The sequence below is a fragment of the Shewanella polaris genome, from assembly GCF_006385555.1.
GTDB classification, from domain to species: Bacteria; Pseudomonadota; Gammaproteobacteria; order Enterobacterales; family Shewanellaceae; genus Shewanella; species Shewanella polaris.
In genome coordinates this window covers 3,525,636-3,540,764 of the sequence record NZ_CP041036.1, presented here as the reverse complement: position 1 = coordinate 3,540,764, position 15,129 = coordinate 3,525,636, and the positions used below count along the sequence as shown (strand labels likewise).

Annotated in this window: 15 protein-coding genes; 12 read left to right on the top strand and 3 right to left on the bottom strand. The window is 40.3% G+C overall.

The genetic code is table 11. The features are described from left to right. Nucleotides 1-194: 194 nt before the first annotated feature. Entirely contained in the window at nt 195-626 is a 432-nt protein-coding gene (locus FH971_RS15350; protein WP_137226165.1) for a universal stress protein, read from the top strand. Between the two features lie 49 nt (nt 627-675). On the opposite strand, the gene FH971_RS15345 is transcribed toward FH971_RS15350, so the two are convergent. The 3 genes from FH971_RS15345 to FH971_RS15335 are packed head-to-tail and all read right to left on the bottom strand — an operon-like array spanning nt 676 to nt 3,719. Further along, nucleotides 676-1,236: a DUF924 family protein gene (locus FH971_RS15345; RefSeq protein WP_140234900.1), complete on the bottom strand. Its 561-nt coding sequence runs from the start codon at nt 1,234-1,236 to the stop codon at nt 676-678. 4 nt (nt 1,237-1,240) lie between these two features. Continuing rightward, nucleotides 1,241-2,998 carry a PH domain-containing protein gene (locus FH971_RS15340; RefSeq protein ID WP_167496037.1) on the bottom strand — a complete coding sequence of 586 codons (1,758 nt, stop codon included), beginning with the start codon at nt 2,996-2,998 and terminating at the stop codon, nt 1,241-1,243. Beyond that, nucleotides 2,991-3,719 carry a PH domain-containing protein gene (locus tag FH971_RS15335; protein WP_140234898.1) on the bottom strand — a complete coding sequence of 243 codons (729 nt, stop codon included), beginning with the start codon at nt 3,717-3,719 and terminating at the stop codon, nt 2,991-2,993. The genes FH971_RS15340 and FH971_RS15335 overlap by 8 nt, the downstream gene beginning before the upstream one ends. A gap of 225 nt (nt 3,720-3,944) precedes the next feature. Here FH971_RS15335 and FH971_RS15330 point away from each other — a divergent pair, with 225 nt between their 5' ends. The 11 genes from FH971_RS15330 (at nt 3,945) to FH971_RS15280 (ending at nt 15,125) form a co-directional block, all read left to right on the top strand. Beyond that, nucleotides 3,945-4,271 carry a winged helix-turn-helix domain-containing protein gene (locus FH971_RS15330; protein ID WP_137227425.1) on the top strand — a complete coding sequence of 109 codons (327 nt, stop codon included), beginning with the start codon at nt 3,945-3,947 and terminating at the stop codon, nt 4,269-4,271. Nucleotides 4,272-4,313: 42 nt separating this feature from the next. Continuing rightward, on the top strand, nt 4,314-5,282 hold the full coding sequence (locus tag FH971_RS15325; RefSeq protein ID WP_140234897.1) for a magnesium transporter CorA family protein: 969 nt from the start codon (nt 4,314-4,316) through the stop codon (nt 5,280-5,282). Between the two features lie 165 nt (nt 5,283-5,447). Beyond that, nucleotides 5,448-6,125, top strand: coding sequence for an alpha-ketoglutarate-dependent dioxygenase AlkB family protein (locus FH971_RS15320; RefSeq protein ID WP_240778329.1), 678 nt, complete (start codon nt 5,448-5,450; stop codon nt 6,123-6,125). Between the two features lie 167 nt (nt 6,126-6,292). Beyond that, the gene (locus FH971_RS15315; protein ID WP_137226177.1) at nt 6,293-6,592 is read left to right on the top strand and encodes a BolA family protein; all 300 of its coding nucleotides are present in this window, start codon (nt 6,293-6,295) and stop codon (nt 6,590-6,592) included. Nucleotides 6,593-6,739: 147 nt separating this feature from the next. Continuing rightward, nucleotides 6,740-7,864 (top strand): TRAP transporter substrate-binding protein, encoded by a 1,125-nt coding sequence (locus FH971_RS15310; protein WP_140234896.1) that lies wholly within the window; start codon nt 6,740-6,742, stop codon nt 7,862-7,864. Nucleotides 7,865-7,954: 90 nt separating this feature from the next. Beyond that, nucleotides 7,955-8,464: an S-ribosylhomocysteine lyase gene (luxS, locus tag FH971_RS15305; protein WP_137226182.1), complete on the top strand. Its 510-nt coding sequence runs from the start codon at nt 7,955-7,957 to the stop codon at nt 8,462-8,464. A gap of 198 nt (nt 8,465-8,662) precedes the next feature. Beyond that, nucleotides 8,663-10,738: a TonB-dependent receptor gene (locus FH971_RS15300; protein ID WP_140234895.1), complete on the top strand. Its 2,076-nt coding sequence runs from the start codon at nt 8,663-8,665 to the stop codon at nt 10,736-10,738. A 443-nt stretch (nt 10,739-11,181) separates the two neighbouring features. Next, nucleotides 11,182-12,516, top strand: a complete 1,335-nt coding sequence (locus tag FH971_RS15295) for a Na(+)-translocating NADH-quinone reductase subunit A (protein WP_137227427.1) — start codon at nt 11,182-11,184, stop codon at nt 12,514-12,516. Then, nucleotides 12,516-13,715, top strand: coding sequence for an NADH:ubiquinone reductase (Na(+)-transporting) subunit B (locus tag FH971_RS15290; RefSeq protein WP_140234894.1), 1,200 nt, complete (start codon nt 12,516-12,518; stop codon nt 13,713-13,715). The genes FH971_RS15295 and FH971_RS15290 overlap by 1 nt, the downstream gene beginning before the upstream one ends. Next, nucleotides 13,708-14,493, top strand: coding sequence for a Na(+)-translocating NADH-quinone reductase subunit C (locus FH971_RS15285; protein ID WP_137226188.1), 786 nt, complete (start codon nt 13,708-13,710; stop codon nt 14,491-14,493). Before FH971_RS15290 ends, FH971_RS15285 begins: the two co-directional genes overlap by 8 nt. Beyond that, complete coding sequence (locus FH971_RS15280) at nt 14,493-15,125, top strand: NADH:ubiquinone reductase (Na(+)-transporting) subunit D (RefSeq protein ID WP_137226190.1); 633 nt, start codon at nt 14,493-14,495, stop codon at nt 15,123-15,125. The genes FH971_RS15285 and FH971_RS15280 overlap by 1 nt, the downstream gene beginning before the upstream one ends. Nucleotides 15,126-15,129: the final 4 nt, after the last annotated feature.

The window sequence follows — 15,129 nt, the reverse complement described above, 5'->3', positions numbered from 1 at the left end:
ACAAACCGACTGATTAGTCGGTCTGATGTTATGTTAGTTTGTGAGCTAAGGCAAGTTTTCGCACTAGGTTTGATTTTGATCACTATGCAAGTCTTTGTTACTGACTATACTTTAATCGAAGATATGGAATTAGGTGCCTTTAATTGAGGCATGAATGTCATAGCTCGTGAACACTTATCTCTGTGGAGGATAATATGCGAAAAGGTAATATTTTATGGCCTACCGATTTTTCTGATACGGCATCGCATGCATTACGATATGCGATTGAAATGGCGAATTTATATCAAGTCGATATTCGTATCATGAATGTAGTTGATCAGCCTATTGGTGATGAAAATTTCATGGCGCTTACGATTACACCAGAAGAGTTGGCAAAAACCATGGAAGATGCTGCCGCCAGCCAAATGCATAAATTATTGGGGCAACTTAATACCAATTTAAAAATTGAAACGATTATTCGACGTGGTGATGCGGTTAACGAAATTCTGGAAGAAGCTAATAGTGGTGATATTGGAATGGTGGTTATTGCCAGCCATGGCAGAAGTGGACTTTCACATTTTTTGAATACCAATGTTGCAGAAGCTGTTGCGAATAAAGCTAAATGCCCAGTATTAGTGGTCAAGTAATCTTGGCTGTTGTAACAGCCCTAGTGACTTAACCAATGTCATTGTTTGCTTAAAAGCTCGAACCGGGTTGGGTTAAAAATGCGACTTCGGCCGCTGTTGAGTCGCGACCTAAGATTGTATTTCGGTGTGGGAAACGGTGAAATTGAGCAATAATAGCGTAGTGCTGCTGTTGGCTACGCAGATTGTTCGGTGCATATTGTTCAAATAATGGTAACGCTTGTTGATGAATGACAATCGATTCACTGTGCATATAGGGCATAATTAAAAATGCAGCCTGTTGCGTCGGTAACACTGCTAAACAACCCATTGCCACCGCTTCTTGTGCTAGTGATAATGCGATATTATCAGCGGAAAATGCCGCTGGTGTATCGCGATAAATGTTTCGCGAAAATTGATCAAGTACAATAATTTCGGCTAATCGACCTTGAGTGTTTTCCCGCCAGTGTTGTAATTCTCCCTTTATGGCTGCATCTAAAGTGGTGCCAAAAAGCTGTGTAATCTGTAAATCAAAATCGGTATCTTTTATCCACCATTGTTTAGGGGATATTTGAGTAAACCAAAAATCAATAACATCTTTGGCGATGATGTTGGTGGTTTTTATTAATGTCATTATGCTAAATCCAATTACGATTATCGTGACTTATTACATTGAGTGATCGAGCGATAATTAATTGTGCTACCGACATGGGAATGTACGGAAATACCACATTTCCACTGGCCAACCCAACTTCAACATAGGCTAATTGAGCCTGTCTCTGTCCTTTGGTTTGCGTTATTTTAATATGCTGAATTTTTTCGAATTCGACTCGTTGCCATTGCTGGCCGAAGAAACCATTATGTTGCCAAATAACCTGATCTTTTACGACATAGCCCCATTGTTTATAACGGATGTAAATAGCAGATATCACCATGACAGCAGTAAACCAAATCAATTGAAAAAAACCAAGACTATGTTGGCCAAAATAACCGATGATTGTGAGCACACTTGCTAGCAACAGTGGCAGAACGATTCGTCTTGTCAGCCAATTAATATGGATAGCTGTATAACGATTAGGTAATGCGCCTGCGCCGCCACTGAGCTGTGGGATTTGAGCCAGGATGGATTTAATTTCAGTGGTCTTCACGCTTGGGATTAACATGTGTTGTTTAGTTTTGTGTTCAACTTCATGTCCTTTGACTTGTTTAAAGTATAAGGTCCAGCGGTTAAATAAACGCGCAATAACGGGTTGTTGAAAATTAACTAATTGAATACGCTTTATGGCCAATGCATCTTGCTGATGCGAAATAACACCGCCACTTCGCTGTATGGTGTCATTATGTTTGTCGAGCTGATATGGATGATATTTTAAAATGGCAGCCACAATTGAAATTAACGAAAACAAGCTGTAAATCGCAAATAACCCCACGATGACCATGATAGTTTGCAAGCCGATATTTTGATCAGTTTGCTGTTGAACCCAATACCAGAACTGTTGTGCGACAGGGGAGTCAAATACTTTATCCCAATCAAGCTGACCTGCGATAGGGCCAGCTATGACCGCAAACCAAATAAAATTGTTTTGATAAAAACCAAATAAAACTAAATCAGATAAACTTTTTCGTACAATAGGCTGCATATTGTCAGTGCATTGTTGGTTGACGGCCTGCGGATCCGTGTTTATTGACAACGTGGTGTCTGATTGAGGTAAATCAGAATGACTTAAAGCAGGGTCGCTTAAATTCGAATGGGTTAAATTAAGTAATAAATTTTTTAAGGTTTGCGCTTGTTGTGTGTCCAATGCCGCTAAATGGGCTTCGTCATCTTTCGAACCTGCGGTTTCAATTATCAGAGTACCGAGCGACAATGGCTTAAAATAAAATGGTTGTTGATAACGTATATTTTGGATTCGACTTAGGGGGATTTCATCTTTTTTGGTGAAAAATAACCCGCGCTTTACTTCCAGTTGATGGTTGTTAAGGCGAAAGCGAAATTTATGCCATTCTATTATCGCAGCCAATGTGACCAATATTAATAAAGCACTAGATGCTAATATTCCCCATTGCATATTAAAACCTTGCTGCCATCCAGTGTAAACAATCGGCACAATAGCGAAGCCATTACTAAAGATGTTTTTCAAGGTACTAAAAAGATTATTGACGATAGACCATGCCGACAGCGCTTGCCATTGTTGTAAATCACTTGTTGGAGTACCACTCTCGTTCGTTACAGCAGAGTGATTGTTCGTCATATCTGCGCTATCGGTCGTCACACTAGCAGTCTCGTTAATCGCCTCTAGAGTATCCTTTGAACTGGCATTCTTGGGCTTATTCGCAACGCTAGCAGTGCGTTGAATAAGTCGTTCATTATCTTGTGATAGTGGTGGCTTATCCATTGTGGCTACCCTGCTGAGGAGGTTGAATGGATAAGCTGTCGACTTCAACGTTTGAAGGCATTGGATCAATAACATCGCGTTCGCGAGTGGGTAATAACTTACTTGAAGCTGCTTGGCTCAATAAATGTTGGCGTAAATGTTCTGCTAGATCTGCATTGAGGCCTGGTAAATTAATTTCAGCTAAACCACTGCCAGCACTAAAACATTTTAAGGTAACTAAGTTGAATTTGCGTTCAGCTGGCCCTTGCGACAAATTAACATGTTGTAGCCGAGTATAGGGGAGTGCCGTTGTTGATACCCAATATAAACCTTCACGTAATACTATTTCATTTTTAAACAATCCATACGCAATTTTATTGGCTTTAAGATGGATAAGTTTAATGATTATGAACGCTAAAAATATCACCAGTATTATGATGCTAGTCGCTATCGTTAAGGGAAACGGTTTTGTCAGTAATAGAAATGCAGTTAATGCCGTTATGATGAGCATCGCCACTACACTGCTAATTATCAATAATAGCTTAGGGTAATTCGGGTCAATATTACTCAATGATAAATCAGCAAGTTGAATATAATCACCTTGAGACAAACGCGGACCGTGGTGATAAACAGACTGCAATGTTTCTTCTGCTGATGTCTTCGCAGAAGCATCACTTAAGGTTGACTGAGCATGTGATTGTTGTGACGTTAATGTACTCTTTAACTGCGGCGGAGTATCCATGACTGTTTGCTTTTCAAATCTGATGATATCGATTGTTAAAAACTATAACGAGATTGTCTCTACTTAGGTAGTGTTAATCATATAGGGTGATGAATAAATGAATCTATTGCCATAAAAACCGCTATTAATTCAGCCGCGATTAGCTAACGCTAGCAATAGTGCTTGCGTAACTGACTGCAGATACAGTAATTTCTAATCAGTGATGAGAGATAATAGGGTGTGATGATGTTTTCGAATAATTACGTGATCAATAAATCGCAAAAAGCATTTCTACGAAAATTATATTTAGCGCATTTGCTTGATGAAGAACAACACAACTTACTAAGCTTACAAAAATTAACCAAGATGCCTAGAAGAACCTTGCAAGATGCGATTGCCGCATTTGTTGATATTGGTATTGAGGTGGATTTTGTCCAACAAGGCCAACGTCATAATGAAGGCTATTATCGTATTTCTACTTGGGGCCCAATCAGCAGCGCTTGGGTGAATAGTCATTTTAAGCAGATCAAGCAGCACCTAGAAATTATAGATGATCCTGAGATGGCCCATTAGATCGTTTATGCATCATTGTATTCATTGTTGAAAGGATAACTCATGACTATTCAGATATTGTTATTTAATCCACAAGGTCAATTGTTATCTCAAGGCGATGACACGCTTATGGCCCAATATGATCCGCAACAGCATTTGATATGGGTTGATATTACTGGGTCTAATAGCCAAGGTTTTTTTCAGCAATATCCTTTATTTGGGATTAATAGTCTCGATTTTGAAGAAGCGCAACGTGAACGTCATCCGCCCCAATTTGAAGAATATGACACGCATTCATACTTATTAACTCATGAACTTATGGACCGAGAAGATTATCTTCTGCTCGAACGTAGCCAGTTGCTATTACACGTCAGTGACCGCTTTTTAGTGACTCAGCATGTCAAATCGTCACTGAGTGTTAGCAAAGTGGCTCAACGGATCATTGAACAAGGTTTCCTTGATAGCAATAATATGAGCAAAGTGTGTTATGAATTGCTGCGCCAAATTGTTTTTGATTATCTGGCGGTGATGCTGGCGTTAGAAGAGCGTTTAAGTGAAATTGAAGATGAAATATTTGAAGTGTCAACGGATGATTTACTGGCAGAGTTGATTGCTTATAACAGTAAATTACAAAAGGCTAAACGTTCGTTTAGCTATCATGAAGAGGTGTTACAACAATTACTTGGTGATGATAGCCATCAACATATTAAAATGGACTATGAACAACTGAGTTATTTATATAATCAGTTTGAGCGCTTATCAAGTCGTGCCAGCCTTTATCAAGGTTTAGTAGACAGTTTGATTAATGGTTATATTTCGGTGAGTGCTCATAAAACCAATCGCGTGATGATGACGTTAACCCTGGTGACTGCTATTTTTTTACCACTAACCTTAGTAGCTGGCATTTACGGCATGAACTTTAACAACATGCCTGAGCTGCAATGGCAATTTGGCTACTTTGCGGTATTGCTGCTGATGGGCATTATTGTGGTATCAGGTTTACTAATAGCTAAAATTAGGCATTGGTTTTAATGATCTTAGCTTGATATTAGATGGTATTTACGTATCAATATTGTTTAAGATTAAATCCGTTCCGTATTCATGGATATTAGTTATTATTGATTGTAATGATGAGTTGTTCATCTTGGTAAAACTTTGCCATAAGTCGATGTCATATTTGTAATAAAAGGAGACGTTTTGACGGTATTTCAGCATGGGTTTAATTTTGGCGACGCTGATATTACTTGCCAAAAACATGTTCCTACAGGTAGTAAAACGGCAGATGATTGCCAAATCGATTCATTGCTACCGCCAGTAACCCACATAGAGCAATTTTTATCTGCCAAGCAACAGCAGCTACTGATGAAAGAGGTCGTAAGCTACCCATTGGAGCGGGTTGAAATTGAAGTCTATGGCAAGAAACATCTTATTCCTCGAACTCAAGCATGGTTTGGTGATCCCGGCTGTGATTATCGCTTTTCTAAATTACAGATTTCACCTTTGCCTTGGCCTGCTGTGTTGAGTCGATTACGGCATAAGTTACGTGTTGATCATCATTTCGACAGCAATGCGGTATTAGTTAATTATTATGCCAACGGACATGATTGTATGGGATGGCACAGTGACGATGAGCCTGAAATTGTCAGTGGTTCTGCAATCGCTTCAGTCACTTTAGGCGCAGAGCGTGATTTTGTTGTGCGTCATAAACATAATCATAATAAAGTGAATTTTGCTTTAGGCAGTGGAGACTTGTTGATTATGCATGCTGGAATGCAGCAAGTTTGGCAACATGGATTGCCAAAACGTTTAAAAGTGACAGAGCCTAGAGTTAATTTTACTTTTAGGCAAATTGTTGCTGGTTTTTACTCTCGCTAACTTTATTATCATCCTGATTACTATTCAAATTTGTTAGTTCTGCGACGGCCCATTTATCCTTGAACGGTTCTGTGCTCTAGTGGCGACTTTTGGTTTGCTTGTTTGACCTTTAATCAGCAAACCAGTACTCTGCGATTTCTGAGATATGTATTAACAAGAGTATTACTATGTCAATTCAACAAATCATTACTGATAAATTGAATCAAGCTTTCTCGCCGTTACACCTTGAGGTGATTAACGAAAGTAATCGTCATCATGTGCCTCCAAATTCTGAGACACATTTTAAAGTCGTTATGGTGAGTGAACTCTTTAGCGAACAAAGGTTATTAGCGCGTCATCGTGCCGTTAACCAAGTACTCGCAGATGAACTAGCTAATGGGGTACATGCGTTATCCATTAACGCTTATAGCCAACCAGAATGGCAAGCATTAGATGACGTGCCTAGAACGCCTAACTGTAAAGGCTAATGTTTATTACTTATTGATCTATTTGTACAAAAACCTCGCAAACTCTGTGAGGTTTTTTATTGGCTGTTGAAGTGATGCGGTGCTTGTCACTCGTTATGATTATGTTACAGTCATGGACTAGCTGAGTGAGAATGATAAGGATTTTTTATGGTTAAAGTGATAAAAACCTGTTGTTTAATAGGTTTATTCTTATTGTTTGGCTGTCAACCCCATACTCCTTTGCAAACAAATTCTCTTTCTCAAAAATCTTCCGTTCCTTACCCAGCAATAGAGTGGCGTTTAGCTACCTCGTGGCCGAAAAATTTGCCTGGCTTAGGTATGGCTCCTGAAAGGTTCGCTCAATTAGTCAAACGGATGTCTAACGGACGTTTAGTCATTACGGTTTATGGTGCTGGAGAGCTAATGCCATCATTATCTGTGTTTGATGGCGTCAGTAATGGCAGTATTGAAATGGCTCATAGCTCCTCATTTTACTGGAAAGGTAAAGCTCCCGCAGCCCAATTTTTTTCATCAATTCCCTTTGGATTAAATGCCCAACAGATGAATGCATGGCTTAATTATGGTGGTGGAATGGAATTGTGGGAGGAAGTCTATCAACCCTTTGGTATATTGCCATTAGCAGGGGGAAATACTGGTATGCAAATGGGGGGCTGGTTTAATAAAGAGATTACCGCACCAGAGGACTTTAAAGGTCTCAAAATGCGTTTGCCTGGTTTGGGGGGGGAAGTTCTTAAAATATTAGGCGGTATTCCTTTCGATGCTCTTACGGGCAGAGAATTATATGGCGCTTTACAAACTGGCGCTATTGATGCTGCAGAATGGGTTGGACCTTATAATGATTTACCACTAGGTTTATATCAGGTGGCTAAATATTACTACTACCCGGGCTGGCATGAACCTGGTTCGACAATGGAATTTTTAATTAACAAACAAGCTTTCTCTGCTTTGCCCGACGACTTAAAAATAATTGTTAAAGTGGCCGCTAAAGCAATAAATCAAGATATGTTAGACGACTATACTCAAGGCCATATTACGGCGATGGACGTATTGCTTAACGAACATGCCGTGCAGGTTAAGCCTTTTCCTCAAAGTGTGATCCGCGCATTGAAACAAGCACGAGATGATGTGCTTAATAATGAAGCGGCTAAAGATCCACTGTTTAATAAAGTCCTAGAGTCATATATGGCTAACGAGAAGTCAGTAAAACGTTATTTTAGTTACACTGAAGATGCATTAAATCGATTAGAATTAGAAGCTCAACAGCAACAATAAACTCTGGCTGTGACAACACTTGAATAGTGATATTATCTCAACATTAGATAATATCGTGTCAAATAATTTTACTTATTTTGGGAGTAAGCAATGCCTTTATTAGACAGTTTTACCGTAGATCATACTCGTATGAATGCACCTGCAGTTCGCGTTGCCAAACACATGAGCACCCCAAGCGGTGATGCTATTACGGTATTTGATTTGCGTTTTTGTGCGCCAAACAAAGACATCCTCAGTGAACGTGGTATTCATACCCTTGAGCATTTATTTGCAGGCTTTATGCGTGAGCATTTAAATGGTGATGGTGTAGAGATTATCGATATTTCTCCTATGGGGTGTCGTACCGGTTTTTATATGAGTTTAATTGGTCAGCCGACTGAAGGCCAGGTAGCTGATGCTTGGTTAGCGGCAATGGTTGATGTAACGAATGTGATTGATCAAAAAGATATTCCTGAATTAAATGAATATCAATGTGGTACGTATGAAATGCATTCATTAACACAAGCACAAGATATTGCCCGAATGATCATTGCTGCGGGTGTGAGCGTTAATCAAAATGACGATTTAAAATTGAGTGATGAAATTTTAGGTAATCTTTAATCTAATAGATTCACTGATATTGATGAAAGCGGCTTTAGCCGCTTTTTTTGTGAATAAAACACCCCAATTCTGGGTAAATGTTATCACTACGCTATTTTTATATGACTGAAACCGTTATTGTAATGTGCTAATTTTAGTACGACATTTTTCATTTTAAGCGGTTTTTTTGCGTGACCAGACAGATATACGGAGATTAATATGTCTAACCACCCATTTAGCTTGTCAGTGATTGCGGCTGCAGTGCTTTATGTTTGCCATTCAACCAATGCTGTTGCAGAAACAGTGACAGAATCTATTGATAACATCAATAATCAACTCGATTTACAACAATCATCGGTAAGCCTATTTCATTATCGTCAAAATGATATAGCGCTAGGGTTGACGGGCGCAACAATATTGCCTCAAGCACCACACCAGGATGTGACAATCATTCATGCCGGTGCCACTGACGGTGTTGCCATTTTACAAGATGGTGTTTTCTTCTCTCCTGCACCGTATTCTGGAACGCAATTAGTATTACAACCCAATTTAAAGCAGCAACAAAAAGTATCGTTTACTGGCATGACGAGTGTGACTGAAAGTTCGCAAGCCGCTTTTGGTAAACTTGATTATCAATCCGTGCAAATTAGTCCCAATAAATATGCTACAGACATTAATCTTGAAGGCAGTGACAATAGTGCTATCAATGGTGGTGTCATCGTCAGCGGCACCACAAAACAAAATGGCATGTTATTGGCACTTGATTATCAATCAGCATCTGACGATGTAGGTTATCGCGTCCCGAGAGATGCCGATTCGACTCAGAAAGATATTCTGTTCAAAATTGCTGCCGAGAGTTTACCGGGTGCGCGTAATCAACAAACCACCGAATTTAGTTATCAGTATTCATCGCAAGATGTTGATCGCGGTTCATTGGGGTTAACAAGTGTTGATTTTGCATTAAATCCGGCTCAACTATATTCAGCTGCCAGCACTGACAGTATTGAAGGTGAGCGTCAACGTTACGTATTAGCCCATAAGGTTATTTTGTCTTCGACTTCAACAATGGCTACCGATTTTTACTACCAAAGCTATTCACAACAATCTCAAGACATGCGTTTTGTTGATGGTATACAAATTGATGGTGCTTTGTTGTCTGGTATTGCCATGTTTGAAGTTGCCCCTACCGCAGATGGGATGAACTTGGGATCGTTAACTCAAAACAATGATTTTTCGGGTTTTGGTATACAGACAAAAGGCGTCAGCATGTATGGTCAACACCAGGTGACTTATACCGCGCGATACCATACTGATAAAGCTGAAATGCGATTAGGTCAACGAGAATGGTTGTGGGGCAATGATTTATTATTAACCCCAACTACCGATGATGAATATGCACTTACTTATACCGATGATGCTTCGGTGTATTCATCAGCAGTCGACACCAAATTAAATTATGGTCAATGGTCTATTAATCTTGGTTTAGGCTATGAGCACGTTAGCGTATCCCGCGAGCTTGATGATGCAGATGCTAGCATTAATGCTGTTGATTTTTCTGATGATGGATGGTCACCTTCCATAGAAGTGGCTTATCAATCTGGAGCATGGTCTGCAGCATTACAAGCCAAGCAGGCTTGGACTGCAGCTTCTGCTGGAAACGTTGAACAAACTGCGCAAAAGGCGCTTCAATATCAATTAGCGTTAGGCTATCAGCAAGATACCTTCTCGATTGCGATCAGCGGTTATATGCATGATTACGATAATCAACATCTTAACTGTATGCAGGGCATGGTATGTGATTACGAGCAGATCTCATTACAAGAAAATATTAGTGATGTCTCTGTTGTGGGAGCGGACTTTAGCCTAGCGTATGGATTGACCTTCGATCACTTTTCTATTCCATTTAAAGCAAAATATCAATTTACTCAAGCCGAAACCGATAACGCTGATTGCAATGACTTAATGGGCTGTTTTGCTGCTGATAGTCAATTGCCATGGGTGCCAGAACAACAATTGACGTTAAGTTCTGGTGTTATTTACGGTGATGTGTCGATTATGGCGCAAGCTTTGTATCAATCTGAACTAGGTTATCAAGGGGCATTCACTAATGATCGTGCTATTGATAGTCAATGGAAGGTGGATATAGCAGCGGCTTATCATTTTTCCGAACAGCATGAATTGTATGTTCGTGTTGAAAATGTATTAGATGAAGACTTAGTCGCGAATAGTACGATAATGGGTTATCAAGGACAGTCTGAAATGACCACTTATTTTGGTTATCAAGGTCATTTTTAAATCGGTATCGATAGAATAATATTCAATTTTTGTTAATGGTATTTATAATTCAACATGTTATTAACACTTAAAAGAATATTCATTTTTGGGGTGATATTGCAGTGGTATCTGTTCTTTTTAGGATGGGCATTTAAGATTAATACTCTAAAAATTAATACGTTAGTTTTTAAAATCAGAATCTAGCAGACAATATAAGCTCTTAGGTTCTGATCCGTTTGCCTTGACCTCAAAGCCAGCTATTGAGTAAGGTATTGGTTTGAAAACACCTATAATTTTCGTGGCGATAGTCTCATATTTGCGGTAAAATGCGCGCGACCAGCGTGATTATGATCGCATTTTCGAGTTAAATCTGCGCTAGCTCAAACGCAAAGTGTTTGTTAACACTTTGTTTTTGTAGCGGAACGTGGCGCATTGTCTTTCCTTCAAACGTAGTGCTTGTGGATATGATTACAATTAAGAAAGGATTGGAACTGCCTATAGCAGGCGGACCAGAGCAAGTTATCCATAATGGCCCAGCCATTAGACACGTAGCGACTTTGGGTGAAGAGTATATTGGCTTACGTCCAACGATGAAAATCAAAGTGGGCGATAAAGTACAAAAAGGCCAAGTTCTTTTTGAAGATAAAAAGAATTTAGGCGTTAAATATACGGCTTTAGCCAGTGGTACTATTTTAGAAATTAACCGAGGTGCAAGACGTGTACTTCAGTCAGTGGTAATTGATGTGGAAGGTGACGATAGCGTTGCTTTTGCTCAATACGATGCTGATAAGCTAGACACGTTAGACGCACAAGTTGTTCGTGATAATCTGATTGATTCAGGTTTATGGACCGCTTTGCGTACTCGCCCTTTCAGTAAAGTGCCAGCAGTAGATGCTACTGCCGCAGGTATTTTTGTTACTGCGATTGATACTCAACCTCTTGCTGCCGATCCTGTGGTAGTCATAGCTGAACATAAAGAAGATTTTGCTAATGGTCTTAAGATCTTAGCTCGATTAACTGAAGGTAAAGTTTACCTATGTAAAGCTCAAGGCGCTGATATCCCAATGGCTAATGCTCAAGTCCAAGAATTTGCGGGTAAACACCCAGCAGGTCTTGCGGGTACGCATATTCATTACGTTCTTCCTGCTTCTGCAACACGAACTGTTTGGCATATTGGCTATCAAGATGTGATTGCTTTTGGCCAACTGTTTACACAAGGTGTATTAAACACTGAGCGTGTCGTTGCTATTGGCGGCCCTAAAGCGAAAAATCCTCGCCTTGTTCGTACTGTTGTTGGTGCTAGCATGGCTGAACTGACTAATGATGAAACAGTTGGTGACGATATTCGTGTGGTTTCGGGTTCAGTGTTAAATGGCCATACAGCAGTTGGACCTAAAGCTTATTTAGGACGTTATCATCAGCAGGTGAGTGTGCTGGAAGAGGGTACTGAGAAAGAATTATTTGGTTGGGCTTTGCCTGGTTCAGATAAGTTCTCTATTACTCGATCTTTCCTAGGCCACTTACATCCATCGCGTCTGTTTAATATGACGACCAGCACGGGCGGTTCAGACCGCGCAATGGTGCCGATTGGTAACTATGAACGCGTAATGCCTTTAGACATTCTACCTACTATGCTACTTCGCGATCTTGTTTCTGGGGACTTTGATGGTGCAGCTCGTTTAGGCGCATTAGAGTTAGATGAAGAAGATTTAGCATTATGTACGTTCGTATGTCCAGGTAAGTATGACTACGCTTCATATTTACGTGACTGTCTAGATACGATCGAGAGGGAAGGCTAATGAGCTTGAAAGATTTTATCGAGCGTATTGAACCGCAATTTGAAAAAGGCGGTAAGTACGAAAAGTGGTATGCCTTTTATGAAGCGGCTGCCACCGTATTGTATACACCAGGTAAAGTGAACCACGGGGCAACTCATGTTCGCGATAACCTTGACCTAAAACGTATGATGATTACGGTTTGGGCGTGTACATTCCCAGCGATGTTTTTTGGTATGTACAACGTAGGCTTACAAGCTCAAATTGCCATGGGTGCCGGTTTCGGTATGCCTGACATTTGGCAAGTAGGTTTATTTGAATTATTTGGCGCTCAACTCACTGCAGACTCTGGCATTACGTCCTTGATGTTCTATGGTGCGTGCTTCTTCCTACCTATCTATGCAGTGACTTTCATTGTCGGTGGTTTTTGGGAGGTGCTCTTTGCGTCAGTGCGTGGCCATGAAATTAACGAAGGTTTCTTCGTTACTTCAGTGCTATTTGCATTAACTCTACCGCCAACAATTCCTTTATGGATGGTCGCTTTAGGTATTACCTTCGGTGTGGTTGTAGCAAAAGAAATATTCGGTGGTACAGGGCGTAACTTCTTAAACCCTGCACTCGCTGGACGTGCTTTCTTGTTCTTTGCTTACCCATTAAGCATGTCTGGTGATAACTCTTGGGTTGTGGCTGATGGCTTCTCTGGTGCAACGGCATTAAGTCAGGCTGCGCAAGGTACTTTCGATTACGCCTCAAATGCTAACTGGATTGACGCCTTTATGGGCTTTATTCCTGGTTCCGTGGGTGAAGTATCGACCTTTGCTATTTTGCTAGGTGGTTTAGTTATTATCTATACCCGTATTGCCTCTTGGCGTATTGTCGGTGGCGTGATGCTAGGTATGGTGGCAATTGCTACTCTACTTAACTTGGTAGGTAGTGATACAAACCCTATGTTCGCAATGCCTTGGTATTGGCACTTAGTATTAGGTGGCTTTGCATTTGGTATGATGTTTATGGCGACAGACCCTGTTTCTGCGTCATTTACCAATACGGCTAAATGGACATACGGCTTCCTTATTGGTGCAATGGTAGTGTTTATCCGCGTGGTTAACCCTGCATTCCCTGAAGGTATGATGTTAGCTATCCTGTTTGCTAACCTATTTGCTCCATTATTTGACCATTTTGTTGTACAGGCAAATATTAAGCGGAGGATTGCTCGTGGCTAGTAATAAAGATTCGTTCGGAAGAACGCTATTTGTTGTTGTCGGCTTATGTCTTATCTGTTCTGTACTTGTTTCTACCGCTGCGGTGTTGTTAAAACCCATCCAGCAAGAAAACAAGTTGCTGGATAAGCAAAAGTATATTCTTGAAGCGGCGAGCCTGATTAATCTAAAAGAAGGCAATATCACCAAAAAAGATATTCTAAGCAAATACAACCAATATGTTGAAGCTCGCTTAGTTGACCTTAAAACAGGTGATTTTGTTGAAGGTGACGCTAATACTTACGATCAACGTAAAGCATCGCGTAACACTGACATGTCGTCTATACCTGAACATGACATAGCCTCAATCAAGCGTGTTGCCGATAAAGCCGTTGTTTACCTTGTTCGTAATGATGAAGGTAAATTGACTAGCGTAATTTTACCTGTCCATGGTTATGGTTTGTGGTCAACTATGTATGCGTTTTTAGCTCTAGAAGCTGATCTCAATACTGTGCAAGGACTTGTTTACTATGACCAAGGTGAAACACCTGGTTTAGGTGGCGAAGTTGAAAATCCAAAATGGAAAGCATTATGGAAAGGTAAGCAGTTATTTGATGCTCAAGGTAACTTGGCTATTAGTGTAACTAAAAACCCCGTAGTGGCTAGCTCTATTCATGGGGTTGATGCGCTTTCTGGTGCAACATTGACCAGTAACGGTGTACAACACTCATTGACGTTTTGGTTAGGTAAAGAAGGTTTTGCAAACTTTATCGCTAAAGCACGCAACGGAGGGTTAAGCTAATGGCTAACGCTAAAGAACTTAAACAGGTTCTGACCGGACCGATAATCAATAACAACCCAATTGCATTGCAAATCTTGGGTGTGTGTAGTGCGCTTGCTGTTACCAGTAAATTAGAAACAGCATTAGTAATGACGATTGCATTAACCGCGGTAACAGCGTTTTCTAACCTGTTTATCTCGCTTATTCGTAATCACATTCCAAGCAGTGTTCGTATTATTGTGCAGATGACCATTATCGCTTCATTAGTGATTGTGGTTGACCAAGTATTGCAAGCTTATGCTTATGCGATTTCTAAACAGTTATCGGTATTCGTTGGTTTGATTATTACTAACTGTATTGTAATGGGGCGCGCTGAAGCTTACGCAATGAAAACGCCACCTTTGATGAGCTTTATGGATGGTATCGGTAACGGTTTAGGTTACGGTGCAATTCTATTATCAGTTGGTGTGGTGCGTGAACTATTTGGTAATGGTTCATTATTCGGCGTAGAAATCCTCAGCAAAATCTCTGACGGTGGTTGGTACCAGCCTAACGGTTTATTACTACTACCACCGAGTGCATTCTTCTTGATCGGTGGTTTGATCTGGTTGATCCGTACTTACAAGCCAGAGCAAGTTGAAGCAAAAGGGTAAACGC

What these genes read in the sequence shown, in the direction of transcription:
- FH971_RS15350 (WP_137226165.1), top strand. Translation starts at nt 195, where the DNA reads ATGCGAAAAGGTAATATTTTATGGCCTACCGATTTTTCTGATACGGCA.
- FH971_RS15345 (WP_140234900.1), bottom strand. Translation starts at nt 1,236, where the DNA reads ATGACATTAATAAAAACCACCAACATCATCGCCAAAGATGTTATTGAT.
- FH971_RS15340 (WP_167496037.1), bottom strand. Translation starts at nt 2,998, where the DNA reads ATGGATAAGCCACCACTATCACAAGATAATGAACGACTTATTCAACGC.
- FH971_RS15335 (WP_140234898.1), bottom strand. Translation starts at nt 3,719, where the DNA reads ATGGATACTCCGCCGCAGTTAAAGAGTACATTAACGTCACAACAATCA.
- FH971_RS15330 (WP_137227425.1), top strand. Translation starts at nt 3,945, where the DNA reads ATGTTTTCGAATAATTACGTGATCAATAAATCGCAAAAAGCATTTCTA.
- FH971_RS15325 (WP_140234897.1), top strand. Translation starts at nt 4,314, where the DNA reads ATGACTATTCAGATATTGTTATTTAATCCACAAGGTCAATTGTTATCT.
- FH971_RS15315 (WP_137226177.1), top strand. Translation starts at nt 6,293, where the DNA reads ATGTCAATTCAACAAATCATTACTGATAAATTGAATCAAGCTTTCTCG.
- FH971_RS15310 (WP_140234896.1), top strand. Translation starts at nt 6,740, where the DNA reads ATGGTTAAAGTGATAAAAACCTGTTGTTTAATAGGTTTATTCTTATTG.
- luxS (WP_137226182.1), top strand. Translation starts at nt 7,955, where the DNA reads ATGCCTTTATTAGACAGTTTTACCGTAGATCATACTCGTATGAATGCA.
- FH971_RS15300 (WP_140234895.1), top strand. Translation starts at nt 8,663, where the DNA reads ATGTCTAACCACCCATTTAGCTTGTCAGTGATTGCGGCTGCAGTGCTT.
- FH971_RS15295 (WP_137227427.1), top strand. Translation starts at nt 11,182, where the DNA reads ATGATTACAATTAAGAAAGGATTGGAACTGCCTATAGCAGGCGGACCA.
- FH971_RS15290 (WP_140234894.1), top strand. Translation starts at nt 12,516, where the DNA reads ATGAGCTTGAAAGATTTTATCGAGCGTATTGAACCGCAATTTGAAAAA.
- FH971_RS15280 (WP_137226190.1), top strand. Translation starts at nt 14,493, where the DNA reads ATGGCTAACGCTAAAGAACTTAAACAGGTTCTGACCGGACCGATAATC.